At 53.9% G+C, this 24,653-nt stretch carries 20 protein-coding genes and 3 tRNA genes; 12 read left to right on the forward strand and 11 right to left on the reverse strand.

Annotation, left to right across the window (positions count from 1 at the left end; genetic code table 11):
* Nucleotides 1-175: 175 nt before the first annotated feature.
* A complete protein-coding gene (locus RUDLU_RS0104565; RefSeq protein WP_019987175.1) occupies nt 176-1,339 on the reverse strand; it encodes an acyl-CoA dehydrogenase family protein in 1,164 nt (387 codons plus the stop codon).
* Between the two features lie 373 nt (nt 1,340-1,712).
* Between RUDLU_RS0104565 and RUDLU_RS0104570 the strand changes: the two genes are divergently transcribed.
* From RUDLU_RS0104570 to RUDLU_RS0104590, 4 genes are all read left to right on the forward strand, one after another.
* Nucleotides 1,713-3,029 (forward strand): UDP-glucose dehydrogenase family protein, encoded by a 1,317-nt coding sequence (locus RUDLU_RS0104570; RefSeq protein ID WP_019987176.1) that lies wholly within the window; start codon nt 1,713-1,715, stop codon nt 3,027-3,029.
* 83 nt (nt 3,030-3,112) lie between these two features.
* On the forward strand, nt 3,113-4,093 hold the full coding sequence (locus RUDLU_RS0104575) for a UDP-glucuronic acid decarboxylase family protein (protein ID WP_019987177.1): 981 nt from the start codon (nt 3,113-3,115) through the stop codon (nt 4,091-4,093).
* Nucleotides 4,094-4,637: 544 nt separating this feature from the next.
* Complete coding sequence (locus RUDLU_RS29990; RefSeq protein WP_019987179.1) at nt 4,638-4,814, forward strand: hypothetical protein; 177 nt, start codon at nt 4,638-4,640, stop codon at nt 4,812-4,814.
* Nucleotides 4,815-4,877: 63 nt separating this feature from the next.
* Complete coding sequence (locus tag RUDLU_RS0104590) at nt 4,878-5,285, forward strand: DUF4332 domain-containing protein (RefSeq protein ID WP_019987180.1); 408 nt, start codon at nt 4,878-4,880, stop codon at nt 5,283-5,285.
* A 39-nt stretch (nt 5,286-5,324) separates the two neighbouring features.
* On the opposite strand, the gene RUDLU_RS0104595 is transcribed toward RUDLU_RS0104590, so the two are convergent.
* The 8 genes from RUDLU_RS0104595 to RUDLU_RS0104630 all read right to left on the reverse strand — a co-directional run bounded on the left by RUDLU_RS0104595 (nt 5,325) and on the right by RUDLU_RS0104630 (nt 12,508).
* Entirely contained in the window at nt 5,325-6,089 is a 765-nt protein-coding gene (locus RUDLU_RS0104595) for a hypothetical protein (protein ID WP_019987181.1), read from the reverse strand.
* 54 nt (nt 6,090-6,143) lie between these two features.
* Nucleotides 6,144-6,965: a diadenylate cyclase CdaA gene (gene cdaA, locus RUDLU_RS0104600; protein WP_019987182.1), complete on the reverse strand. Its 822-nt coding sequence runs from the start codon at nt 6,963-6,965 to the stop codon at nt 6,144-6,146.
* A gap of 97 nt (nt 6,966-7,062) precedes the next feature.
* Complete coding sequence (locus RUDLU_RS0104605) at nt 7,063-8,034, reverse strand: ribonuclease Z (protein WP_019987183.1); 972 nt, start codon at nt 8,032-8,034, stop codon at nt 7,063-7,065.
* A complete protein-coding gene (locus RUDLU_RS0104610; protein ID WP_019987184.1) occupies nt 7,997-8,407 on the reverse strand; it encodes an STAS domain-containing protein in 411 nt (136 codons plus the stop codon). The genes RUDLU_RS0104605 and RUDLU_RS0104610 overlap by 38 nt, the downstream gene beginning before the upstream one ends.
* A 111-nt stretch (nt 8,408-8,518) precedes the next feature.
* The gene (locus RUDLU_RS0104615; protein WP_019987185.1) at nt 8,519-9,454 is read right to left on the reverse strand and encodes a phosphoribosylaminoimidazolesuccinocarboxamide synthase; all 936 of its coding nucleotides are present in this window, start codon (nt 9,452-9,454) and stop codon (nt 8,519-8,521) included.
* 63 nt (nt 9,455-9,517) lie between these two features.
* Nucleotides 9,518-10,693: an acetyl-CoA C-acyltransferase gene (locus RUDLU_RS0104620; RefSeq protein ID WP_019987186.1), complete on the reverse strand. Its 1,176-nt coding sequence runs from the start codon at nt 10,691-10,693 to the stop codon at nt 9,518-9,520.
* Between the two features lie 129 nt (nt 10,694-10,822).
* Nucleotides 10,823-11,488, reverse strand: a complete 666-nt coding sequence (locus tag RUDLU_RS0104625; RefSeq protein WP_019987187.1) for an outer membrane protein assembly factor BamD — start codon at nt 11,486-11,488, stop codon at nt 10,823-10,825.
* A 57-nt stretch (nt 11,489-11,545) separates the two neighbouring features.
* Nucleotides 11,546-12,508 carry a vWA domain-containing protein gene (locus tag RUDLU_RS0104630; RefSeq protein ID WP_019987188.1) on the reverse strand — a complete coding sequence of 321 codons (963 nt, stop codon included), beginning with the start codon at nt 12,506-12,508 and terminating at the stop codon, nt 11,546-11,548.
* Between the two features lie 167 nt (nt 12,509-12,675).
* Between RUDLU_RS0104630 and RUDLU_RS0104635 the strand changes: the two genes are divergently transcribed.
* The 7 genes from RUDLU_RS0104635 (at nt 12,676) to RUDLU_RS0104665 (ending at nt 21,854) form a co-directional block, all read left to right on the forward strand.
* Nucleotides 12,676-12,765, forward strand: a tRNA-Ser gene (locus RUDLU_RS0104635).
* A 7-nt stretch (nt 12,766-12,772) separates the two neighbouring features.
* Nucleotides 12,773-12,846: transfer RNA gene (locus RUDLU_RS0104640), tRNA-Pro, on the forward strand.
* A gap of 465 nt (nt 12,847-13,311) precedes the next feature.
* Complete coding sequence (locus RUDLU_RS0104645; protein ID WP_019987189.1) at nt 13,312-14,448, forward strand: efflux RND transporter periplasmic adaptor subunit; 1,137 nt, start codon at nt 13,312-13,314, stop codon at nt 14,446-14,448.
* 27 nt (nt 14,449-14,475) lie between these two features.
* Complete coding sequence (locus tag RUDLU_RS0104650; protein WP_019987190.1) at nt 14,476-17,688, forward strand: efflux RND transporter permease subunit; 3,213 nt, start codon at nt 14,476-14,478, stop codon at nt 17,686-17,688.
* A complete protein-coding gene (locus RUDLU_RS0104655) occupies nt 17,633-19,126 on the forward strand; it encodes an efflux transporter outer membrane subunit (protein ID WP_019987191.1) in 1,494 nt (497 codons plus the stop codon). Before RUDLU_RS0104650 ends, RUDLU_RS0104655 begins: the two co-directional genes overlap by 56 nt.
* A gap of 193 nt (nt 19,127-19,319) precedes the next feature.
* Nucleotides 19,320-20,381: a glycoside hydrolase family 2 TIM barrel-domain containing protein gene (locus tag RUDLU_RS0104660; RefSeq protein WP_019987192.1), complete on the forward strand. Its 1,062-nt coding sequence runs from the start codon at nt 19,320-19,322 to the stop codon at nt 20,379-20,381.
* Between the two features lie 66 nt (nt 20,382-20,447).
* Nucleotides 20,448-21,854, forward strand: a complete 1,407-nt coding sequence (locus RUDLU_RS0104665) for a sulfatase family protein (protein ID WP_019987193.1) — start codon at nt 20,448-20,450, stop codon at nt 21,852-21,854.
* Nucleotides 21,855-21,895: 41 nt separating this feature from the next.
* Here the strand turns inward: RUDLU_RS0104665 and RUDLU_RS0104670 are convergent, their stop codons facing one another.
* Nucleotides 21,896-23,053: a sensor histidine kinase gene (locus RUDLU_RS0104670; protein WP_027302762.1), complete on the reverse strand. Its 1,158-nt coding sequence runs from the start codon at nt 23,051-23,053 to the stop codon at nt 21,896-21,898.
* Between the two features lie 412 nt (nt 23,054-23,465).
* On the opposite strand from RUDLU_RS0104670, the gene RUDLU_RS0104675 reads away from it, so the two are divergent.
* Nucleotides 23,466-23,539 (forward strand) — tRNA-Arg (locus tag RUDLU_RS0104675).
* A 190-nt stretch (nt 23,540-23,729) separates the two neighbouring features.
* Here RUDLU_RS0104675 and RUDLU_RS0104680 read toward each other — a convergent pair.
* Nucleotides 23,730-24,653 carry a T9SS type A sorting domain-containing protein gene (locus RUDLU_RS0104680; protein ID WP_019987194.1) on the reverse strand — a complete coding sequence of 308 codons (924 nt, stop codon included), beginning with the start codon at nt 24,651-24,653 and terminating at the stop codon, nt 23,730-23,732.

The following is a 24,653-nucleotide window of genomic DNA, read 5'->3' on the forward strand; positions in this document are numbered from 1 at the left end:
AGCACCGAGTAGCAGTGTGGTTTAAAACCGCTGCATAACTCGGTGCTCCTTTGTGTAACTCAATACGCTTACGTACTAAGACAAAATCGAATGGATAATGGACAATGCAAAATAGGCGGCTAACAATCAACAGATTGCACCATTATACATTATTCATTGTACATTCACGTAGCCTTTACCGCAACAACTGCCGCGAAATCACCAGTTTTTGAATCTCACTTGTTCCTTCGCCAATAGTACACAGCTTGGCATCCCGGTAGAACTTCTCGACCGGAAAGTCCTTGATATAACCGTAACCGCCAAAAATCTGCACGGCTTCGTTGGCGACATGCACCGCCGTTTCGGAGGCATGAAGTTTGGCAATTGCTGATTCCAGCGTCGTGTTTTTGCGGGCGTCTTTCAGGTCGGCCGCCTGATAGGTGAGCAGCCTGGCCGCTTCAATTTGCGTGTACAGATCGGCTAATTTGAACCCGATGGCCTGAAAATTCGCAATGGGTTGCCCAAACTGCTGCCGCTCTTTAGCGTACTGCAGGGCCGCTTCGTACGCGCCGTACGCAATACCCAGGCTCAAAGCTGCAATGGAAATGCGCCCGCCGTCGAGCACTTTGAGCGACTGCACAAACCCGTCGCCCACGGCACCCAATCGTTGGCTGTCAGCAATCCGGCAGTTATCAAAAATCATCTCAGCTGTTTCGGAAGCCCGCATACCGAGTTTGTTTTCTTTCTTACCGCCCGCAAAGCCGGGGGTTCCGCGCTCCACCACAAAGGCTGTCGCATTGTGCGAAGTATTAGGCTCACCCGTACGGGCAATCACAACGGCCACCTGACCGCTCCGGCCGTGGGTAATAAAGTTTTTAGAGCCGTTCAGAATCCAATCATCACCATCACGCACGGCAGTAGTCCGCATATTGCCCGCGTCGGAACCCGTGTTAGGCTCCGTCAGGCCCCAGGCCCCAATCCACTCACCCGACGCCAGCCGGGGCAAATACGTCTGCTTCTGCGCTTCGTTTCCGAATAACAGGATATGATTGGTACAGAGTGAGTTGTGTGCCGCCATCGACAGCCCAACCGCTCCACAAACCTTCGATAACTCGACAATAGCGGATACATAAGCCCGGTAATTCAGACCCGCCCCGCCGTACTGTTCGGGAACGAGCATCCCCATAATCCCCAGTTCACCGAGCTGATGAAACACCTCCGCCGGAAAATGTTGCGTCTCATCCCATTCCATCACGTGGGGCCGAACGTATTGCCGGGCAAAATCACGAACAGACTGTGTAACGAGCTCGGCAACTTCAGCGTTGGCAGTGCCTTTGTTTTCTGCAATTTCAGTAACCATAAATAAGCGTGTAACGTAGCAAAAGATGAAGTGTATACTGCTTAAATCTACAGCTATAACGCGACACTTCGATGGGATGTTATTTACTGGTCACAAGCCCGGCGAGTTACCATTTACTAAGAATCTCCGGGGGGGCACGCGAGCGCTTGTATAGGCCCGAAAAGGCCTGATTTTGGCAATAAAAGTGAGTTTACAACCAATTTGAAGGTTTCTTCATCTGTACGAAAATAGTCACTAATTTTGGGTAAAAAGCCGTCGGCTAAAACCTTTTAGGGCGCATTATCCGAAAAGCCCTATTTTTGCAGGCGAAGGGCACTGTATTAAAAAAATGCAATAACCTTTATACAACCGAATCCTTCATTAAACTATTTATATGAAAATTGCAGTCGTTGGCACTGGTTACGTTGGACTTGTCACGGGGACTTGTTTTGCCGAAACCGGAAATCAGGTAACGTGCGTTGATATTGACGAGCGTAAAGTTGAAAAGCTGAACAACGGGATTATCCCAATTTTTGAGCCAGGTCTTGATGTTCTGTTCTACCGGAACGTAGAAGAAGGTCGGCTCAAGTTTACAACCAGCCTTATTGACGGGATTAAAGGGGCCGAGGTGATTTTTCTGGCCTTGCCCACCCCTCCGGGCGAAGACGGATCGGCCGATCTGAAGTATATTCTGAAAGTAGCCGATGACCTCGGGCCAATTCTGTCGCAGTATGCCGTTATCGTAGACAAAAGCACGGTTCCCGTCGGAACGGCTGAAAAGGTACACGCAGCCATTGCCAAAAACGCACAGGTCGAGTTTGACGTGGTATCGAACCCCGAGTTTTTACGGGAAGGCGTTGCGGTTGAAGACTTCATGAAACCCGACCGGGTGGTGATCGGGACTAAGTCCGACAAGGCAAAATCGGTAATGAATCGGTTGTATGCCCCTTTGGTGCGGCAAGGCAACCCCGTCATTTTCATGGACGAGCGTTCGGCCGAGATGACCAAATACGCAGCCAATGCGTTTCTGGCCACCAAAATCACGTTCATGAACGAGATCGCTAACTTGTGCGAATTGGCCGGCGCCAACGTCGACGATATTCGTCGGGGTATTGGCACCGACAGCCGGATCGGGAAGCGGTTTTTGTTTGCCGGGATTGGGTACGGCGGTAGCTGTTTCCCGAAAGACGTACAGGCGCTGGCTAAAACCGCGCAGGACCACGCCTACGATTTCAAGATACTGAAGTCGGTTATGGATGTGAACGCCAGCCAGAAAAGCAAACTGCTCCCGCTTATCAAAGCGTATTTCGGGGGCGACCTGAAAGGCAAAACCATCGCGATCTGGGGATTGGCGTTTAAGCCCTACACCGACGATATCCGCGAAGCCCCAGCCCTTGAAAACATTCGGGCTCTGCTGGCCGAGGGGGCCAAAATCACGGCTTACGACCCCGAAGCGATGGACAACGTTCGGAACATTCTGGGGAATCAGATCACCTACGCACATACCTCGTACGCTGCCCTCGACGACGCCGACGCCCTCGTGATTATGACCGAGTGGCCGTTGTTCCGTACGCCCGATTTCGACAAAATGAACCTGTTGCTTAAAAACAAAGTCATTTTCGACGGTCGGAATGTGTACGAGCTCGATCAGATGAAAGAGATGGGCTACACGTATTATTCAATTGGTCGTGAAACCGTAAAAAATGACTAATGATTGATTCAGAATGGATAATGCGGGTGAAATCGTAGCCAACATTATCCATTCTCTATTTTTCATTGTACATTCACCCCCCTATGAAGCGAGTACTTATCACCGGCGGAGCCGGATTCTTAGGGTCGCACCTGTGCGACCGGTTCATCAAAGAAGGCTACCACGTCATCGCGATGGACAATCTGATTACAGGCGACATTCGGAACATCGAGCACCTGTTCCACCTGCCTAACTTCGAGTTTTACCATCACGATGTGTCGAAGTTTATCCATGTTCCGGGTGAGCTTGACTACATCCTGCATTTTGCCTCGCCGGCCAGCCCGATCGATTACCTGAAAATTCCGATTCAAACGCTGAAAGTAGGCTCATTGGGTATACACAACTGCCTGGGTCTGGCTCGGGTAAAAAATGCCCGGGTTCTGATCGCGTCAACGTCGGAAGTGTACGGTGATCCGCACGTTCACCCACAAAATGAAGACTATTGGGGCAACGTAAACCCGGTAGGGCCGCGCGGTGTGTACGACGAAGCCAAGCGGTTTCAGGAAGCCATGACCATGGCGTACCATACGTACCACGGCCTCGAAACCCGCATTGTTCGTATTTTCAACACATATGGCCCCCGTATGCGCCTAAACGACGGTCGGGTACTACCAGCATTTATTGGGCAGGCGCTGCGTGGCGAAGACCTTACGGTTTTTGGCGACGGTAGCCAAACGCGCTCGTTCTGCTATGTTGATGACCTAGTGGAAGGCATCTATCGATTGCTGCTGAGCGATTACGCCTACCCGGTCAACGTGGGTAACCCGGCCGAGATCACCATTAAAGAGTTTGGTGAAGAGATTATCAAACTGACCGGAACCTCCCAAAAGCTAGTGTTTAAGCCATTGCCGGCCGATGACCCAAAACAGCGCCGACCCGATATTACCCGGGCGAAGGAACTGCTCGGCTGGGAGCCGAAAGTATCACGCGCGGAAGGCTTAGCCATCACATACGCCTACTTTAAAAACCTTCCGGAAGAAGAATTGTACAAGGCCGCTTACCACCGCGAATTCTCTAAAAAATAAAGCAAACGTTCTGATAGCCACCGAAATTTACGTAACTTTGGGGGTGTGTATGCGACACGCATAACACCTTTAGCTGTCTGACAAAAACCTGTGTGCTTCAAGCGTACAGGTTTTTTTATTGTACCTGTATAACCGGCCTTTCCGGGTTGCAACTATAATTTCAGGGTACACTTGGAGATGTAATTTCACCTGACATTGGGCGATTATCACCAATATTCACTTCGGTTACGACCTAGTCAGCAATCGCTCCTCTTTTTTGGCTACCTTTGAGCTCTTCAATTGGCGCTTCTGGTTCAACCGGACGATAAGCGAAAACCTCCTCTGGTCGACTATCTGAACTACCTTCATTAACTAACTCAAAAATGGGTAGTGATATCTTACTTGTAGCCTACTGCCGACACATATGATACATATGAATGACACAGCGTTACAAATAGAATAGATACTTTGCACTGTCCCGTTCAGTAAAATTACTTAAACCCAATTGTCAGTTTTAATAAAAAAACCTGACAAAAAAAATGGGCAAAAAACAACTGAAAGACACATGGAATTTGACGATTATCTGGCCCAGAAGAACATAAACGCCGTTTTCTTCCGTCAGCAAGAGCCCGAAACCTATGAGCAATGGAAGCAGGTATTTGAGCAAATTCATCCGGAAAGCTTTACCGCTCAAAAAAAATTTTTGCTCAACGATATTCGTAGAAAGTATCAGTTGCGTTAGTTTGTAACTAAATGAAACCGATACATCTGTTTTCGTTATTTATCACCCCAAACTTTTGAAGCTATGAGCGTAAATTTAGGCGAACTGAAAGGCATTACCGATGCCGTACTGAATCTGTTAAAAGCCCAGGGACTTGGAACAAGCGAAGAGCTTTTAGAGGTAGCCAAAACGCCCGAAGGCCGTAAAGAATTGAGTAAAACGATCGGTGTTGATGCGGCAATGATTCTTGACATTGCCAACCGGGCTGACCTTGCCCGGGTAAAGGGAATTGGCCGCGTGTATAGCGACCTGATGGAAGAAGCCGGCGTGGATACCGTGAAAGAACTCGCCCAACGCGTTCCAGCTAATTTACACGCTAAGCTGATCGAAATTAATTCGAAACGCCAGTTGACTCAACGCCCCCCTTCCCTCGATCAGGTTGCCGACTTTATCAATCAGGCGAAATCACTGCCAGCTACTCTCGAATATTAACCATAAGCGACCCGGCCCAAACCGGGTCGCTCTTTTTTGCTACTTCCAGCGACCAATCACCACCCCTACTGACGCATAATTGATCCAGTTCATGTTGTACACGTCGCTCACATCGGCCCCTCCTTCAACCACCCGGTAACCACCTTTGAGCCGGAGGTTCTGTGTCAGCCCATACGTAAGCCCCAGAAAAACGTCTTCAGCACGCCCCTGTTTCGCCCCCAGCGCATCGCCTTCCAGCAACACACTCAATCGGTCGGTCGGCTTATATTGGAGCCAGAAGTTAATCAGGGGCACAAAACCAACATTATCGTAGTTTGTTTCCAGTGCGCCGTTCTCCGTTCGAAGCGCAATGTTTGCATCCCGGATCTTGGCGGTAAGGCCCAGCCCCAGATCGAAACGAGGCCGGTCGATGACATGATACCGGTAGGTCAGGCGATACGAATTGAAGGTATAGTCGGCGGTTAGGGGCTGCCCCGACGGGAATATGACGTTGTTGTAGTTCACATCGCGGGGAAACGTCCCCTCGTAGCGCACGGTCAGGGGCGCATACAGCGCGGTGATCGTATGCCGCCTGCCCAGGGTTATACCCGCCCGCAGCCGGTAAAACAACTGCGGCTGTACGCGCAGGTCTTCGGCCAGGTTAAACAGCGTTCCTCCCTGGTTCAATATGCGTACTTTGTTGTATCGCGTGCCCGTCACCAGGCCCCCTTCAATGTCTAAAAAAGCTTGCGCATGGCTACTCAGGTAGGTAAAACTCAGGGCTGCCGATAGCATAACCCCTTTCCAGAATGGGAAGCATTTCATAGGTAAATCGGTCTGTTGATTTCCTCTGAAACCGCGCTCTCTCCAAAAGGTTAGTTATACTGAGCGTACCGGCCGGTTGCTCGGCTGCTTTAAATAGGCCTGTAAGCGATTTTCCAGCTCCGAGATATTCAGATTCAGGGCCATCTCGCCATCTGTAGCGAGCGAAATCCGGCCGGTTTCCTCCGAAATAACAATCACAGCAGCATCGGTGGCTTCGCTCATACCAATACCCGCCCGGTGCCGAAAGCCCAATGCCGCCGGAATATCGGCATCGTCGGACACCGGCAGAATACAGCGGGCCGCCCGAATCCGGCCACCCGATAGAATCACGGCACCGTCGTGCAGAGGGCTGTACTGCCCGAAAATTGCCAACAGCAGGGCTTTCGATAAGTCGGCGTTGATAGGTTCACCCGACTGGGCGTATTTTTCCAGATCGTCGTTTTTCTGCACCACAATCAGGCCACCCGAAAACTCATCGGCCAGCACTTTGGTCGCGTCCAGAATCGGTTTCAGCGAAAGCATCGGCTCGTCGGCCACGGTTTGGCGCAGGAGCCAACGCCGGATAAACCGGTTGTTGACGGCATTGGTTGATTTACCGATAAGCAACAGAAACCGCCGAATTTCGTGCTGAAAAATGATGATCAGAGCCAGCGCCCCCACACTGATAAAATACTCCAGAATGGTGGTCAGCAGGTTGAGTCGCAGGGCTTTTACGACCAGATACACCAGGTAAACCAGCAGATAACCCACAAACACCCGGCTGGCAATGCTGCCTCGAACGAGGTTATAGATCTGATAAAGCAATACGGCCACCAGCGCCACGTCGAGGATGTCGAGCCAGCCGATTTCTAAAAAGCCAAGACGAAGTAAAAACATGGTATAACGGTTCAGGTTTGGAAATGAAGGGAATGCCAGGGCCGGTTAATCTGAGAATGCGTTCACCAATAAGCCACTTGCCCGCCCCTCCAGCGGCTTAGATGTCGACGTGTTCGCCCTCTACGGCCAAGGATGATGCCGCAAAGACCGACTGTGCCTCGGCCAGAAATCCGTCGAACTGTTTGTAACGCGATGAAATATGCCCGATGTACAACCGCCCCACCTGCGCCTGTTGCGCAACCAGGGCCGCCTGCCGGGCCGTTGAATGATACACTTCAGTAGCCCGTTCGGCATTGTCTTCCATAAAGGTCGACTCATGGTAGAGCACATCAACACCAGCCACCTGCTCAATAATAGCCTCGCGAAACCGGGTATCGGAGCAGTAGGCGTAACTGCGCGGGGGCGGACCGGGCACGGTATAATCGGCAGCTGCAAACCGAATACTGCCATCAGCATGCCGGACATCCTGCCCGTTTTTCAGCTGTTTGAGTACCGCCACCTCTACGTCGTCGGGTAAGCGCTCGCGCAGAAGTTTGGGCCTGGGTTGCTTCTCGCGGAAGAGGAAACCCGTGCACGGAATCCGGTGATCGAGCGGAATACTCGTCACGGTCAGCGTGGGCCAATCGAGCAGCAATTCCGGGGCCGTCGGGTCGATAGCCTGGAAATGCAAGGGAAAGTTCAGCCGCTGATCGGCCACGCGAAACATCGTTGTCAGCACATCATCGAGCCCACGCGGCCCAAACAGCCACAAGTCCTCCGTCCGACCGCTCAGATTAAGGCTCGACAGCAAGGGCGGCAAGCCGAAATAGTGGTCGCCGTGCAAATGGCTAATAAAGATGCAGCGTATCCGGCTGGGGCGGATACGCTGTTCGATTAACCGATATTGAGTGGCCTCCCCACAGTCGATCAGAAACAGATCGTTCTGGTAGGTTATAATCTGGGCGGTCTGATGCCGCCCTAACGTGGGTGTTGCCGAGCCTACGCCCAGAAACAAAACGTTAAACGGAATCGGCGAATGGTGCCCTTCTGCCTCACTGCTCGGGTTCCTGGCCAGCTCCGTATTCTCCATCATACTCGTCGTCGTCGTTGCGGAAATCGTTTTCCAGATCATTCATAAACACCGCATCGATGGCTTCTTCCACGGTTGGCAGAATGGTCAGATCAGCAATATCTTCTAGGCTGTCAATCAGGTTATCATCTTTCGAGACCAGCACCATGATACCCAGTTCGTTGGCACACTGCCGGTTAATTTTTCGAATCGAGCCAAACCCTGCCGTATCAATGGACTTCACACTAGCCATGTCGATAATCAGGTTACTGTACCCTTCCCGAATGAGCGACCGGGTGGCGGTTTCAAACGCGGTGGGCACCTCGCCCCCAAACTCGGTTTCAGCCAGTCGAATCAAGGCATATTGCTCGTTTTTCTCAATGGAGTGATTCATAGGTAGAAAAGCTGTCAAAGGTTTATTGTCTGAGGTCGCAAGGTTGTTTTCCAGCGCCTGACAAACTTCGTTCCTGTTTTAGCTATGTGTTTGTTATTGGCAAATAATTGACTACAGGGGCAACTGGGCCTGAATACTCGCTTCGATACGTGCTACGGGATCGGTGAGGTCGGCGGGTTCGAACGCCATTCCGGTCACCGTTTCGTACAGCTCTACGTACCGAGCCGAAATCTGAGCGATCCACTCGTCGGACATCTCCGGCACCACCTGACCGTCTTTTCCCTGAAAATTATGCGAAATCAGCCATTCTCTAACGAACTCCTTCGATAATTGTTTCTGCGGCCGGTTGTGCAACAGATTGTCTTCGTACTGATCGGCGTAAAAATAACGCGATGAATCGGGCGTGTGCACCTCGTCGATCAGGTAGATCTGCCCGTCGCGCTTACCAAATTCGTATTTCGTATCGACCAGCAAGAGGCCCCGCTCGGCGGCCATCTGCGTACCCCGTTCAAACAAGGCGAGGGCATATGCTTCCAACTGCTCATACTCAGCCTCCGACACAATGCCCCGGCTGATGATTTCGTCACGGCTAATGTCTTCGTCGTGGCCTTCGTGGGCTTTTGTTGTCGGTGTAATAATCGGGGTTGGCAACCGGTCACTTTCGCGCAGTCCCTCGGGCAATGTTACGCCACAAAGCACCCGGCCTCCATCGCGGTACGTGCGCCAGGCATGACCAGCCAGGTATCCCCGTACGACCATTTCTACCGCGTAGGGCTCGCAACGCCAGCCAATGCTCACGTTCGGGTCGGGTACGTTGATGAGCCAGTTGGGCACCAAATCGGCCGTAGCCCGCAGAAAATGGGCGGCCGTCTGATTCAGTACCTGTCCTTTGTGCGGAATAGCACGGGGCAACACAACGTCGAACGCCGAAATCCGGTCCGTAGCGATCATGACCAGGTGGTCGTCGAACGAGTACACTTCACGAACCTTACCCCGGTAAAAGCCCGTTTGACCGGGAAACTTGAAATTGGTTTGGGAAATAGACACTGATTGGTGGTTTGTGGGTATCGGGCCGGAGGTTCTGCCAGAACACCCCGGCCCGGCCCCTGTTTACAGTTTTTCAATCACAATGGCCGACGCGCCTCCGCCCCCGTTGCAGATACCCACGGCCCCGAAACGGCCGTTGCGCTGCGCTAACACGTTGGTGAGCGTGGTTACGATACGGGCCCCCGACGCACCCAGGGGGTGGCCAATCGAGACCGCCCCGCCAAGTACGTTCAGTTTCTCCTGCGGCACCTCAAGTACCTGGCTAAAGGCCAGCGGAACCACGGAGAAGGCTTCATTTACTTCAAAAAAATCAATATCAGCCGTGGTAAGCCCAGCCCGTTCCAGCGCCTTGGGTACCGCCTTGGTCGGGGCAGTGGTAAACCATTCGGGCTCCTGTTCAGCATCGGCATACGACACAATCCGGGCCAGCGCTTTCAGTCCCAGTTCATCGGCTTTTCGGCGGCTCATAAGCACCAGGGCCGAGGCCCCATCGTTGATAGTCGACGCATTGGCCGCTGTTACGGTACCGTCTTTTGTGAAGGCGGGTTTTAGGACCGGAATCTTGTCATAAAACACGTTTTTATACTCTTCATCTTCCGTCACCGTAACGCTGCCTTTGCGGCCCGGCACTTCAATTGGAACAATCTCGGCTCCAAATGTACCATCAGCCGTAGCGGCTTCGGCCCGGCGGTACGACTGCACCGCGTAGGCGTCCTGCATCTCGCGGCTGATCCCATACCGGGTGGCCGTTTTGTCGGCGAAAACGCCCATAGCGCATTCATCATAGGCATCGAGCAGGCCATCTTTAGCCAGTCCATCTACGAGTTCGGCATTACCGTATTTGTAGCCAAAGCGCGCTTTGGGCACGTAGTACGGCACATTAGACATGCTTTCCATACCACCAGCTACCACCACCTCGGCCAGACCCAACTGAATTGACTGAGCGGCCAGCATAATGGCTTTGGTACCCGACGCGCATACCTTGTTTACCGTGGTACATGGTACGGTAGCGGGCAGGCCGGCTTTGAGGGCGGCTTGCTTGGCGGGGGCTTGCCCCACATTGGCCGACACTACATTGCCCATATATACTTCTTCGACCAGCTCGGGGGCTACCCCGGCCCGGCTCAATGCACCCTTGATGGCTGCAGCCCCCAATTCGGTGGCCGACAGGGCCGACAAGACACCCCCAAAGCTTCCGATGGGTGTACGCACAGCCGATACAATTACTACGTCTATCATGGTTTGTTTATTGATGCTATGTAATTCGTATAAAGTTTTCAGTTTAGCGTTTATGGTTTTCAGTTGGTTGTTCTGGTAAAGACTAACCGCTATTCAAAACAGCTAAACAAATACCCCAAATCGAGCAAACTACCACCGAGTCCCCCCTTTCCGAGCCGTCCGACGACGAGCCAGCTCGAGCGGCACATCGTCGTCGCGCATGGCGTTGAGCAGCAAATTGGCCTGCTCTTCGGTCATGTTCAGGTTTCGCAATCGGCGCAACACCTGCTCCTGCCGGGGCGACCGTACCAGCTCCTGACCGCTACTATCGCGTTGGGTCTGCGGACGAGCCGACGGTTTCTGACGTGGCTGGGGCGGTTTTTTACCCGAAAACCGACTCTTTACTAACTCAAAATTATAGCGGGCAGGTTCGTTTTGTGGGTCAATCAGTAAGGCCTGTTGCAATAACTGCAACGCGCGCGTGGTATCGCGGGCGGCACAGGCAATCACGCTACGCTGCACGTAAGCCACGGCCAGTAAAGGGCCCGTTTCGGTTGGCTCGAAACGCCCATAAGCTGCATTAGCCTGCCCGTACTGCCCCAGGGCAAAATACGCATGGCCCAGATTAAGCCAAATAGCCGCTTCAGTCTGCGCGGGTTGTTTGGTCAGAAAGGCGTAATACTGAACGGCCCGCTTGTAATCGCCCGCCCGGAAGGCGTTGTCGGCTTCTTTGCGCGCCCGATTGTTCTGACTAATCGAGTCGAATGACCCGAAAGGCCAGATGGCGGCAAGCAGAAACGAGAGAATCAGGCGCATACAAAACGGGCTATTCCAGAACAGCTCAACGGCCCAAAAATAACAGGAAAGTCGGAATTAAAGCCGGAATGTTCGTACCGTTACTACCAGATCGAGGGCAATCAGCAGTAAGGCAATCCACACAAAATAGTAGTATTTGTTTGTAGCCACGGCCACCTGTTGCTGACTCAGGCCCACGCCCCGGATCTCGCGCACGGTCCGGGTGAGGTCGGGCAGGTACGTACCATCGGTGGTGAGCTCGAAGTAAAAGCCGTTGGTTTGCGTGGCCAACCGGTTAAGGTAAGTACGATTGAGTCGGCTGCGAACAATTTGCCCCTGATTGTCGCGTACAAAATCGGTCCGGTCACGAATGGTGCCCCCCTTGGGCGTACCAACTCCCACCGCCATGACGGGCATCCGATACGTACGTAGCCGCGCCAGAACAGCCCGGTCGCAATCGGTGGCATCTTCACCATCAGTGTATATAATGATGCCTTTTGCAGCCAGCCTCGCCGATGAATCGCTCAGCAATTTCTGCTGCGCCAGTTCAATAGCCCGGCACAGATTGGTCCCGCCAGTGGCGTTGTAGTCGGTGCGTAGGGCCTGCACCGACTGCCGAATAGCTTCCTGATCGGCCGTAAGGGGCGTAAGCACAAATGGCTCATCAGTGGCCACGATAAGCCCGATACGGTCACCCGCCAGCGAATCGGTAAGCTGACGAATATCAAATTTGAGTCGTTCGAGCCGGGTGGGCACCACATCGGATGCATCCATCGACCGCGACAGATCGGCTACCACAAACAAATCACGGCTTTGGGCACTGATGGTTTGATCGGCCACGCCGAAAGACGGCCCCAGCAAGGCAATCAGAAGCAACACGAAATAACCCGTCCGCAAAAAAAACTTCGGAATCACGGCCCGAGCCGAAGTACGCAGCTGCCGAGCCAGCCAAAATACCCGTCCAAAGTAGATCAGGTACAGTATAGTGAAGGCTACTGCAAAAAAAATTTCTGTTGTTCCGAAAGGGTACAGCCAATTCATGGTGTCTTGTCAACCAGCCACATAGTGTTTTTTGGCGGGTGCTTGCCAGGCTATGCGAAAGGCGAAATTAGCGTTTTGAGAAAGATTTTTCGTGCTGGATGTTGCTGTGGCCAAAAAATGCCCCTATATTTGTGTCCTCAAACGGCAGCAACGCCGAGCGAGAGAATGGAGAGATGGGTGAGTGGCTGAAACCAGCAGTTTGCTAAACTGCCGTACCCGCAAGGGTACCGCGGGTTCGAATCCCGCTCTCTCCGCCAGTACCTTCGGGGTGTAGCGTAGCCCGGTATCGCGCCTGCTTTGGGAGCAGGAGGTCGTAGGTTCGAATCCTGCCACCCCGACTGACAAGACCCGACTAATCGTAAGGATTAGTCGGGTTTCTTGTTTTTACATCTACCCGTTTACCAATCCGGGCTCTGGTCAATATACTATCTTACTCCTACACGGAAGGCGGTTAAAAGAGTACACCATTTCCGCTGCCACCCTCTCTGATTTTACAGGCTATCCGCGTTAAAAATTCGGCGATTTTTACCTGCACCCAACCGCTGCCATTTATCTTTTATACCCAATTCGCTACCACGGAATGGTACAAAAACAGAATTATCAGGAGTTATAATTTCTAAATACAGCCATTTTATTCTTCAAATTGATACCCACTAAGATCAATGAATTTACTCTTCTAAGGAAATTCTAATAATTTTCTAAGTATCTCTTCATTTAAGGGCAACTAATTGCGTGCTGAATCAACCATTAAGATTAAAAGCCCGTTAATTAGGGTGTAATCTTAACATTCGGACATACGCATTATGAACGGCTCTACAGGCACTTTAGCCTTGTTTCTAGGTATTGTATTTGCTGGTTGCTCGAATCAGAGTGACACCAAAAAAGAGGAATCAGACCCGGCGGTGCCGGTGATTCAGCTGACCCAGCGCGATGCTACACTCGATAATGATTACGCCGGTCATCTCGAAGCCGTACAGAACGTTGAAGTACGCGCCCGGGTATCGGGCTACCTGGACAAAATCCTGGTCGACGAGGGTCGGCCGGTACGCAAAGGACAATTGCTGTTTCAGCTCAACCCCGCCGAATACCAGGTAAAAGTAGCCGAAGCTCAGGCTAGCCTGGAAAGTGCACAAGCCCAGGCCCAGTCGGCCGAGGTGGAGATGGGCCGGGTGAAATTACTGGTTGATAAAAACGTTATCTCGCCCTCTGAATTAAAACTGGCCCGCGCCAAAATGGAAACGGCCCGCGCCACCATCGATCAAGCCAAAGCCGCGCTGGCCAACGCCCGGCTGATGGTGTCGCTGACGAGCATCCGGGCACCCTTCGACGGGGTTATCAACCGGCTTCCGTTCAAGCAGGGCAGCCTGGTCGAAAACGGCACACTGCTAACGACTATCTCTGACCTGAGTCAGATGTATGCCTACTTTAACGTGTCGGAGAAAGAATATCTGGCTTTTGTAAAAAAACGGCAGGACCCCGGCAAAACCACTGTTCGGGAGGTAGAGTTGATGCTGGCCGACGATACCCAGTACCCCCACAAAGGCCTTATCGAAACCACCGAAACGGTGTTTGAAGGCAACTCCGGTACCATTGCGTTTCGGGCCCGGTTTCCGAACCCCAAACAGCTACTCCGGCACGGAGCCACAGGCAAAGTACGGTTGACAACCGACGTTGATGATGCCCTTCTGGTGCCTCAAAAAGCCGTATTTGAGGTGCAGGATAAAAACTTTGTGTACGTAGTAGACGGCGGCAACAAAGTACGTACCCGCAGCTTCGTTCCCCGCAGCCGGGTCGATCAGTTTTACATTGTAAAGTCCGGCCTGAAGCCGGGCGACCGCGTCGTGTACGAGGGGATTCAGAACCTCAAAGACGGCATGACGATTGTGCCCCGCCCCCTCAATTCCGATAGCCTCCGGGCCCTGTTTGCATCGGCCGACTAACCGACTTTTCAGTAAGCTTCGATCCTCATGTTCAACACGTTCATAAAACGCCCCCTCCTATCCACAGTCATTTCGGTACTGATCGTGCTGTTGGGATTACTGGCGTTGACCAACCTGCCCGTTACACAGTTTCCCGATATTGTGCCGCCTTCGGTAACCGTAACCACCAAGTACACGGGTGCCAGCGCCGATGTGTGCGTAAAGGCCGTGGCCACTCCGCTCGAACGCGCCATCAACGGGGTACCCGACATGACCTACATGACGTCGATTTCGGGTAACGATGGTACCACGCTGATCACGATCTTTTTCAAGGTAGGCACCGACCCCGACCTGGCGGCCGTAAACGTGCAGAACCGCGTAACGACCGTTCTTGACGAGCTTCCCGAGGAGGTAATCAAAGCCGGGGTAGTAACCGAGAAAGAGGTAAACAGTATGCTGCTGTACCTCAACATCATCAGCGAAGACCCCACGGTCGACGAAAAATTCATTTACAACTTTGCTGACATCAACGTACTGGCCGAGCTGAAGCGGATCGATGGGGTCGGCTTTGCGGCCATCATGGGTAACCGCGATTACTCGATGCGAGTGTGGCTTAAGCCCGACCGCATGACGGTGTACGAGGTTTCGGCCGATGAAGTAATTGGGGCTATTCGGAAGCAGAACGTAGAGGCAGCCCCCGGTAAAGCGGGTGAAAGCTCGGGCTATGACCCCAATGTGTTACAGTACGTATTGCGCTATACCGGTAAGTTTTTCGAACCGGCCCAGTATGAAAATCTCGTATTACGCGTCAACAGCGACGGATCGATTCTGCGCCTGAAAGACGTGGCCGATGTGGAGTTTGGTTCGGTAAGCTACGAGGTTCTCTCGAAAACCGACGGTCGGCCTTCGGCGGCTATCATGCTCAAGCAGCGGCCGGGCTCCAACGCCAGCGAAGTTATTGCGGGCGTGAAGAAACGGATGGCTGAGCTGAAAGAGACTTCGTTTCCGCCGGGTATGACCTACAACTACGCCTACGACGTGTCGCGGTTCCTCGACGCATCGATCCATGAGGTTGTCCGGACGCTCATCGAGGCCTTCATTCTGGTGTTTATCATCGTGTTTGTGTTCCTACAGGATTGGCGTTCAACGCTCATCTGCGCTCTGGCCGTGCCGGTAGCGCTCGTGGGTACGTTTGCGTTCATGAACACGATTGGCTTCTCTATCAACCTGCTCACCTTATTTGCCCTCGTACTGGCCATTGGTATTGTGGTCGATAACGCGATTGTGGTAGTCGAGGCCGTGCACGCCAAAATGGAAGAGACCGGGTTAACGCCCCGCGCGGCCACGTTTGCGGCCATGGGCGACATTGCCGGGGCCATTGTTGCCATTACACTCGTGATGTCGGCGGTGTTTGTACCGGTAGCCTTCATGTCGGGCCCGGTCGGGATCTTCTACCGGCAGTTCTCGCTCACACTGGCTATCTCAATTGTTATTTCGGGGGTCAACGCGCTCACGCTCACCCCGGCCCTTTGCGCTATTCTGCTGCGCCCCGCACATGGCGACCAGAAAGGGCTGATGGGTCGGTTCTTTGCTTCGTTTAACCGGGGCTATGAGTCGCTGGCACGTAAGTATCAGGGGTTGCTTCGCCGGATTGTCAACCGGGGGACTATTACCTGGGGCGTGTTATTCCTGTTCGTACTGGCCACCTGGGGCGTGAACAAGATTCTGCCGGCTGGCTTTATCCCGACCGAAGATCAGGGGATGATCTACGTCAACGTAACCACCCCCGTGGGTGCCACCGTCGACCGGACCGAGAAGGTACTCGATGCCATTGAGGCTGTCGCGTCGAAGTACGAGGCCGTCGAAAACGTGTCGACGCTGGCTGGTTTCAGCCTTCTCACCGACGGGGCCGGAGCCTCGTACGGTATGGGGATGATTAACCTCAAACACTGGGACGACCGTACCGTAACCATGCGCGAGCTGATCGAAAAGCTCGAAGCAGACACCAAGCACATCACCGATGCCAGCATTCAGTTTTTCCCGCCCCCAACGGTTCCGGGTTTCGGTAACTCCAGCGGTTTTGAATTGCGGATGCTCGACCGGGGTCGGAGTGGCGACTTGAACAAAACGGCTACAGCCGCTAAAGATTTTATCGCAGCTCTCAAAAAGCGCCCCGAAATTGGCGATGCCTTTACCAGTTTTGACCCCAGTTTCCCGCAGTATCTGCTGCACGTTGATCAGGAAAAAGCCGCTCAGAAAGGCGTTTCGATCGACAACGCCATGAGCACCCTGCAAACGCTGATGGGTAGCTACTACGCATCGAACTTTATCCGGTTTGGCCAGATGTACAAGGTGATGGTACAGGCCGCGCCCATGTACCGGACCAAACCCGAAGATGTGCTCAACATGCGGGTAAAAAACGAGCAGGGCGAGATGGTACCTTACTCCAACTTTGTCCGGCTGGAGCGTGTGTATGGCCCTGAGCAGCTCACGCGCTACAACATGTACACGTCGGCCATGATCAACGGCGAAGCGGCCCCAGGCTACAGTAGTGGCGATGCCATCCGGGCCATTCAGGAAACCGCCGAGAAAACCCTTCCGCAGGGCTTCGGGTATGAGTGGTCGGGCATGACGCGTGAAGAGATTCTGTCGGGCGACCAGGCGCTGTACATTTTCGCTATTTGTCTGGTGTTTGTGTACCTGCTGCTGGTAGCGCAGTACGAAAGCCTGTTCTTACCCCTGCCGGTACTGCTCTCTCTCCCAACGGGTATTTTCGGTTCGTTTGCGTTTCTGCAACTGGCCGGTCTGCAAAACAACATCTACGCCCAGGTGTCGCTCGTGATGCTCATTGGTTTGCTGGGTAAAAACGCCATTCTGATTGTGGAGTTTGCCAATCAGCGCCAGAAAGAGGGCCTGTCGATTATCGATGCAGCTCTGGAAGGGGCCGTATCGCGTCTGCGCCCGATTCTGATGACCTCCTTTGCCTTCATTGCCGGTCTGATTCCGCTGTGTATTGCCTCGGGGGCCGGGGCCATGGGCAACCGGTCGATCGGAACGGCGGCTGCGGGGGGCATGCTCACCGGTACCCTGTTCGGACTGATCCTGATTCCGGGTCTGTATGTGTTCTTCGCCAAACTGGCTGAGCGGTTCGGGTCGAAAAAATCGGCCGACAACGAGCCCCACAACCACCCTGCCCAATCGGGCGATGGGGCTTCAGTTACCACCCAAAATCACGTCAACGGTGCAATTGTTCACTCATAAATCAGTTTCGCTTTTTTCCGGCTTTTTATTCACAGGGGCCGTTCTGAGCAGTTGTCAGGTACCCCGAACGGCCTTGCCGACCTCGGATAATACGGGGCCTCGCCCCACGGCCTTCGCCAACCAAATCGATACGTCGGGCATTGCCAAACAGAACTGGCGCACGTTTTTCAACGACCCGCAACTGGTACAGCTGATCGACACGGCCCTGACGGGCAATCTCGACCTGCGCATTGCCACCCAGCGGATTGAACAGGCCCGGGCGGCTTTCGATTACACGCTCGGGTTTCTGGCCCCGCAGGTCAACGCAACGGCCTCGGCCGGGGTCGACCGGTACGGCTGGAATACCCTCAACGGGGTGGGTAACTTCGACACCAACCTCTCGCCCAACATCCGGGGGAGTCGGCGGATACCCAACCCTACACCCGACTTTTTCCTGGGTGCCCGAAGCACCTGGGAGATCGACATCTGGGGCAAGCTGCGCAACCGGCGCAAAGCCGCTTACATGCGGTTTCTGGCTTCTGAGAAAGGGCGTCATGCACTTGTAACGGCCCTGGTTGCCGAGGTAGCCCGGTACTACTACACGTTACTGGCGCTGGATGGCGAACTCGAAATCATCCAGAAAAACATCGAGCTCCAGCAAAACGCCGTGGAGCTGGTCGGTATTCAGAAACAGGCCGGCCGGGTTACGGAGCTGGCTGTGCAACAGTTTACGGCTCAGCTGCTGAACACCCGCAGTCGGCAGCGGCAGTTACAACAACAGATTGTTCAGGCCGAAAACGAACTAAATCGGCTGCTGGGGCGGTACCCGCAACCGATTCCACGGGGCCAATCGCTTCAGATGCGCGAGTTACCGGGCCAGGTGATCACGGGTCTACCTGCCCAGATGATTAGCCGCCGACCCGACATCCGGCAGGCCGAACTCGAACTACAGGCTGCCAATATTGACGTGGAGGTAGTCCGGGCCGAGTTTTTACCAAGCCTAAACCTGAATGCCTACATCGGTGTGCAATCGTTCCGGGCCGAGACGCTCTTCAACCCCGCTTCGCTGGCGGCCGGGGTACTGAGCGGCCTGGCCGCCCCGGTGTTTAACCGGCGGTTTCTGAAAGCCAACTACGGGCAGTCGGTAGCTGTAAGCCGGGAAGCCTTCAACCGGTATCGGCAGACGATTCTGAACGGCTACAGTGAGGTAACCACCAACCTGCGGGGCGTGGAAAATTACCGGCAGGTAGCCGAGTTACAAGCACAGGAAGTTGACGTACTCCGGCAAGCCGTGAGTGTATCAAAAGATCTGTTTACGGGGGGGTACGCATCGTACATTGAGGTGATTACGGCGCAGCGAAGTGTGCTCGAAGCCGAACTCGCTCTCATTACCACCAAACAGGCTCAGTTTACCTCTCTCACCGATCTGTATCGGGCGTTGGGGGGTGGCTGGGAGTAGCAGTTCCATTTTTTTTAGACAATTTTTGGACTCTCTATCGAACCGGACGCCAGGCATTTCCAGGCGTCCGGTTTTGTTTTATTTCGCCCCGTCTGCGTAGATTCTTCGGGTTCAAACAAGGTGAAAAACCACCCAATGCGCTTTATACAGGCAGACAGGCTACCGACACACTGGGCCGCGACAAACCTTTTTTATGAACAAACGAATAACCCTCCTTCTGAGCTTTCTGCTGGCCGTAACCACGCTCTACGGCCAAGGCACCATCTGGACCGCCGAAAAAGCCAATGCCTGGTACGCCAAACAAGGCTGGATACGCGGCTGCAACTTCCAGCCAAGCACGGCCATCAACCAGCTCGAAATGTTTCAGGCCGCTACCTTCGACCCGCAAACCATCGACCGCGAATTGGGCTGGGCCGAAGGGCTGGGCCTCAATGCCATGCGCGTGTACCTCCACCACGTGGCCTGGACGTCGGACCGCGAAGGTTTCAAAAAGCGGCTCGACCAGTACCTTCAGATTTCAAGTCGGCACGGCATCAAAACGATTCTGGTGTTTTTCGACGATTGCTGGAACGACACCTATCAGGCCGGCAAACAGCCCGAGCCAAAGCCCGGCGTACATAATAGCGGCTGGGTACGCGACCCCGGCAGCATGATCCTGAACCGGCCCGATAGCCTGCCCATGCTGGAGCGCTATGTGAAAGATGTAATGACCACGTTTAAGAACGACGAGCGGATTCTGCTGTGGGATTTATACAACGAGCCCGGCAACAGCGGGTATCTCGACAAGAGTATGCCCTTGCTGAAAGCCGTATTTAGCTGGGCCCGGGCTGTCAACCCCTCACAGCCTATCAGCGCGGGTGTCTGGAGCTGGAGCAACAAGTTTACCGAACTCAACAAGTTTCAGCTTGAAAACTCCGACGTGATTACGTACCATCATTACGGCTACATCGACAAGCACAAGGAGCTGATTCAGGACCTCCGTAAGCATAACCGCCCCCTTATTTGCACTGAGTACATGGCCCGCCGAAACGGGAGCCTGTTCCAGACCATCATGCCGATGCTCAAAACCGAAAACATCGGGGCCATTAACTGGGGCTTTGTATCAGGTAAGACGAATACCATTTTTGCCTGGGACACGCCCATAGCCAACGGCAAAGAACCCGAACTCTGGTTCCACGACATCTACCGGAAAGATGGCACCCCATTCAGCCAAAACGAGGTAGATACCATCAAGAGCCTGACAGGAAAGAAGTAAGCGTTTGCGGCTGTTATCATGACCCACCAACCGTATCTGCGTGTTTTAGGGGCCATCTCATTAGCGATGGCCTGTTTTCTCCTGCTCGGTAGCTGGATGCGCCCAACTAAGCAGGAGAAGCCCAATGTGGTGCTGTTTTTTATGGACGACCTGGGTTACGGCGATCTGTCGTGCACCGGGGCCATGGGCTACCAAACGCCCAACCTCGACCGCATGGCCGCCGAAGGCAGCCGGTTCACCAATTTTCTGGTGGCCCAGGCTGTTTGCTCGGCGTCGCGGGCGGCCCTGCTGACGGGCTGCTACCCCAACCGGATTGGACTGACGGGCGCACTCGGCCCCAACTCGCCCATTGGCCTCAACGCAAACGAAGAAACCCTGGCTGAACTGCTGAAAGAGCAGGGCTACGCCACCGGGCTGTTTGGCAAATGGCACTTGGGCGACAAAGCCGAGTTTTTGCCCACCCGGCACGGGTTCGACGAATATTTTGGGGTGCCTTACTCGCACGATATGTGGCCCCTCCACCCCGATCAGGCCCGCGCCAACTACCCCTCGCTGTTTTTGATGGAGGGCGAAAAGCAGACGCGTGAGGTCAAAGACCTGAACGATGCTGCCGAACTCACCACGGCCTTCACCGAGCGGGCACTGGGCTTTATCCGAAACCACCGCAAGGAGCCCTTTTTCCTGTACATCCCGCACCCGTTGCCGCATGTTCCACTGGCGGCTTCGGCCCGGTTTCGGGGCAAAAGCGGGCGGGGTTTGTTTGGTGATGTGCTGATGGAAATCGACTGGTCGGTGGGGCAGGTACTTAACGAGCTGAAAAAACAGGGACTCGACAAGAACACCCTTGTCCTGTTTATGGGCGACAATGGCCCCTGGCTCAATTACGGCGATCATGCCGGATCGGCCGGGGGGCTGCGCGAGGGGAAAGGTACCACGTTCGAAGGCGGGCACCGGGTACCTTGCCTGGTTCGGTGGCCGGGGGTAGTACCGGCGGGGCGGGTAAGCAACAAGCTCCTGACGGCGCTCGATGTGCTGCCTACGGTAGCCCGGATTTGTGGGGCGCGCTTGCCCAAACAACGCATCGACGGGGTAGACTGGCTGGCCCTACTCAAAGGCGATGAGTCGGTAACACCGCGCGATCATTTTTATTATTACTACCGCCGAAACAGTCTGGAGGCCGTTCGGAAAGGCGACTGGAAACTGGTATTTGCCCACCCCGGCCGCACCTATGAGGGCTATTTGCCGGGACAAAATGGTAAACCCGGCCCGAATACCGAGAACCGCCCCTTCCCTACTGCCTTGTACGACCTGCAACGCGACCCCGGCGAACGGTACGATGTGCGCGAACAACACCCCGAACGCGTAGCTGAGCTGGAAAAATTAGCCGAGCAGGCCCGCGCCGACCTCGGCGACGACCTCCAACAACGCCCCGGAGCCAATAACCGGCCACCCGGTCGGGTAGCATCACGGTAAACGAAAATCGCCCGGCGTACTTTGTGCGCCGGGCGATTTATTTAGGCCTGCACCAGGTCGGCCTGGGTGTAATGGTGCAACGTTTTGATCACCTTCGGAATGGTAAAGAAGAACGTAGTTCCCTCTCCGGGCGTACTTTCGAGCCAGATCGTGCCACCGTAAATTTCGATTACTTTCTTGCAGGTTGCCAGCCCAATACCTGTGCCTGAGTACTGCCCGCGCCCGTGCAATCGCTGAAAAATCTCGAACACACGATCGTAATACTGCTGGTCGATCCCAATGCCGTTATCGCTGATTGAGAAACGATACTGGTCCCCTTCGTCTTTTACGCTGATCCTGATCTGGGGCGTCACCCCGGCCCGCCGATATTTAAGACCATTGGAAATCAAATTCTGAAATACCTGTTTTAAGTCGGTTCGATGGCCAGTCAGTGTAGGCAGATTCCCTACCTCCACATTGCCACCTACTTGCTGAATTTCAGCCTGTTGATCCTCCAGCACTTCGGCTACCAGTTCGTTCAGATTGACCTGGGTAAACGACACCTCACTCCCCACGCGTGAAAACTCCAGCAAATCATTGATCAGGTGCCGCAACCGTTCGGCAGCAGCGGCCGATACCCCAATGAGCCGCCGGGCGTCGGTGTCGAGTGCCGCGCCATGCTTGCTTTCGAGCAAGGTCAGGTAATTGGCGATTGTTTTGAGGGGCGACTGCAAATCGTGCGACGCTACGTAAGCAAACTGCTGCAACTCCTGATTGGAGCGGGTCAGCTCCTGCATCGCCAGCATCCGGTACGATAGCTCCCGGTCGTATTCTTTGGAGGTTCGGAGGCCAACGGCTTCGTTGAAATAACGAAACAGGGCAATGACCGTAGCAATAGAAACCACCCCGGTCAGAAACCGGATGAGCGCGTTGATCCGGTAAGCAGGGTACCAGAACATCATGGCGTCGATGAGGTGGGTAAGCCCGCACAACAAAATAAACGCTCCGAACAGCCAGAATACGCCCGGCAACGGAACCCCTTTTTTGATCAGCACAAACCGAATCAGAACGAGTGGAATGGTCATGTACGCCAACCAGATGGTCAGGTCTGAGGCAATGTATAACCATCCGTGAAAATCCGTCCAGCGCCCGCAATACCACCGGGGTGGCCAGTCGCTCATATCGGTTAGGCGGCTAAAAAACTCAAACAACTCGTTCATATCGAAGGTAGTGATGTACTCGGGGCAACCGGTTGACTTTCATGTATGCAATCCGTTGCATATAACTCATAAATATAAGAGGTTATACGGGGCTCAGCCGCTTTTGTCAGCTAAAACTTATCGACTAAACGGCCCCATTATCTTATCTTACCTGTTGTACCAATCCCAGGCTCTGTACTAACGAATTGCTATGCGATTAGTTACACCTATCAAATTAAAAGCCAGATAAATTGTTTCTATATTTTTGTTTGGTGAAGCTTACCAGACTCCCAGTACCAGCGCTTTTACTTGAAACGGCCGGAGTTGACAGGAGATTAGGTTTACACGAGGGATAAAAAGCCAAAATACACCGCAACGGGCCGCTTTGTTGGGATTGCGGGCTTCATACGTTACCTTTGCAGTGTTGTAAAACGGTCCCGTAGCTCAGCTGGATAGAGCATCTTCCTTCTAAGAAGGCGGTCCTTGGTTCGAATCCAAGCGGGATCACACTGACAACCAGCCACTTATGCTTAAGCCTGAGTGGCTTTTTTGTTGGTGGTTTACAAACGCGGTTACACAACTCCTTCCTGAGGCTCCATACAAACGCTAAAAACCCCCGTTGCAGGCTCTACTATGCCTCTGCAACGGGGGTTTTTACACATACGAAGCCGGCTACCAGCCTTCGTGTCTCGTTAGTTTACAATTTCACAATCTTGCGGGTTACGCGCTGCCCCTGCACCTGACCGCGCACAAAGTACACCCCGCCCGGCAAGGCCGACACCACAAACCGGGTCGAGTTGAAACCCGTTTTGGCTTGCAGTACATTGGTCAGCTTCACATTGCCCTGCGCATCGAGCAGCTCCAGCCGAACGCCCGACTGATCGGCGGCACTGAAGTATTTCACCTCGATCAGATCGGTGGTTGGGTTTGGGTAAGCCTGCACCGACAGATCAGCAACCGACTCCTGCGTACTTTGGGGGTCAATACCCAGTTGAGCCTGCTTGTTCTTGAGCACCTCGCTCAGCGAAACAACGCCGTTCATCTGCTCCAGCGGGTGTGCCGACATGGAGGCCCGCTGCCCTGACCGCGAGTAAAAGCTGCTCCGTACATTCAGCGCCAGTTTTGAGTCGGCCAGTTGCACAAACTTGTCTTCGGTATCGAGTACCTGCACCTGCTCCGGAGCACCACCATTGCCTTTAAACGTAAACAAGGCTACGGGCTCGCCAGTCACAAACGGGCCGTAATTGGTTTCCTGTGGAGATTTACCAATGATGTAATACGCCCAGTCGGCATCCACGGCACCGGTTTGCACCAGGGCAGCCGGGGGTACCAGTTTGTAAGGCGTTTTGTCCCAAACACCCCGCACATCGCCTACCGATGTGAGCTCAAATGCTTTGGGAACCTTGAGCGAAAACTGAGCCGTAGCCCCGCGATCGTCGGTTTCGGGGTTGTTGGCATTGGGGGTATTATAATTCGGAATTAGCCAGGCGGTGTACAGGCTCGTGGCCGGTTCGTACGTCACCATGTACCGAACGTCGCTCGACGAGGTCATCACCCGGCTCTGCGCCCACGCATGGGTACCCAGCAACCAGACCAGCACCATAAAGCCAATGCGTTTCAT

Source organism: Rudanella lutea DSM 19387 (genome assembly GCF_000383955.1).
Taxonomy (GTDB): Bacteria; Bacteroidota; Bacteroidia; order Cytophagales; family Spirosomataceae; genus Rudanella; species Rudanella lutea.

Coding starts and splice junctions, on each gene's coding strand:
- cdaA (WP_019987182.1), bottom strand. CDS start 6,965: ATGTTTTTACTTCGTCTTGGCTTTTTAGAAATCGGCTGGCTCGACATC.
- RUDLU_RS0104605 (WP_019987183.1), bottom strand. CDS start 8,034: ATGGAGAATACGGAGCTGGCCAGGAACCCGAGCAGTGAGGCAGAAGGG.
- RUDLU_RS0104665 (WP_019987193.1), top strand. CDS start 20,448: ATGGCCTGTTTTCTCCTGCTCGGTAGCTGGATGCGCCCAACTAAGCAG.
- RUDLU_RS0104645 (WP_019987189.1), top strand. CDS start 13,312: ATGAACGGCTCTACAGGCACTTTAGCCTTGTTTCTAGGTATTGTATTT.
- RUDLU_RS0104680 (WP_019987194.1), bottom strand. CDS start 24,653: ATGAAACGCATTGGCTTTATGGTGCTGGTCTGGTTGCTGGGTACCCAT.
- RUDLU_RS29990 (WP_019987179.1), top strand. CDS start 4,638: ATGGAATTTGACGATTATCTGGCCCAGAAGAACATAAACGCCGTTTTC.
- RUDLU_RS0104670 (WP_027302762.1), bottom strand. CDS start 23,053: ATGAACGAGTTGTTTGAGTTTTTTAGCCGCCTAACCGATATGAGCGAC.
- RUDLU_RS0104590 (WP_019987180.1), top strand. CDS start 4,878: ATGAGCGTAAATTTAGGCGAACTGAAAGGCATTACCGATGCCGTACTG.
- RUDLU_RS0104595 (WP_019987181.1), bottom strand. CDS start 6,089: ATGAAATGCTTCCCATTCTGGAAAGGGGTTATGCTATCGGCAGCCCTG.
- RUDLU_RS0104610 (WP_019987184.1), bottom strand. CDS start 8,407: ATGAATCACTCCATTGAGAAAAACGAGCAATATGCCTTGATTCGACTG.
- RUDLU_RS0104570 (WP_019987176.1), top strand. CDS start 1,713: ATGAAAATTGCAGTCGTTGGCACTGGTTACGTTGGACTTGTCACGGGG.
- RUDLU_RS0104620 (WP_019987186.1), bottom strand. CDS start 10,693: ATGATAGACGTAGTAATTGTATCGGCTGTGCGTACACCCATCGGAAGC.
- RUDLU_RS0104575 (WP_019987177.1), top strand. CDS start 3,113: ATGAAGCGAGTACTTATCACCGGCGGAGCCGGATTCTTAGGGTCGCAC.
- RUDLU_RS0104650 (WP_019987190.1), top strand. CDS start 14,476: ATGTTCAACACGTTCATAAAACGCCCCCTCCTATCCACAGTCATTTCG.
- RUDLU_RS0104565 (WP_019987175.1), bottom strand. CDS start 1,339: ATGGTTACTGAAATTGCAGAAAACAAAGGCACTGCCAACGCTGAAGTT.
- RUDLU_RS0104655 (WP_019987191.1), top strand. CDS start 17,633: ATGGGGCTTCAGTTACCACCCAAAATCACGTCAACGGTGCAATTGTTC.
- RUDLU_RS0104630 (WP_019987188.1), bottom strand. CDS start 12,508: ATGAATTGGCTGTACCCTTTCGGAACAACAGAAATTTTTTTTGCAGTA.
- RUDLU_RS0104625 (WP_019987187.1), bottom strand. CDS start 11,488: ATGCGCCTGATTCTCTCGTTTCTGCTTGCCGCCATCTGGCCTTTCGGG.
- RUDLU_RS0104660 (WP_019987192.1), top strand. CDS start 19,320: ATGAACAAACGAATAACCCTCCTTCTGAGCTTTCTGCTGGCCGTAACC.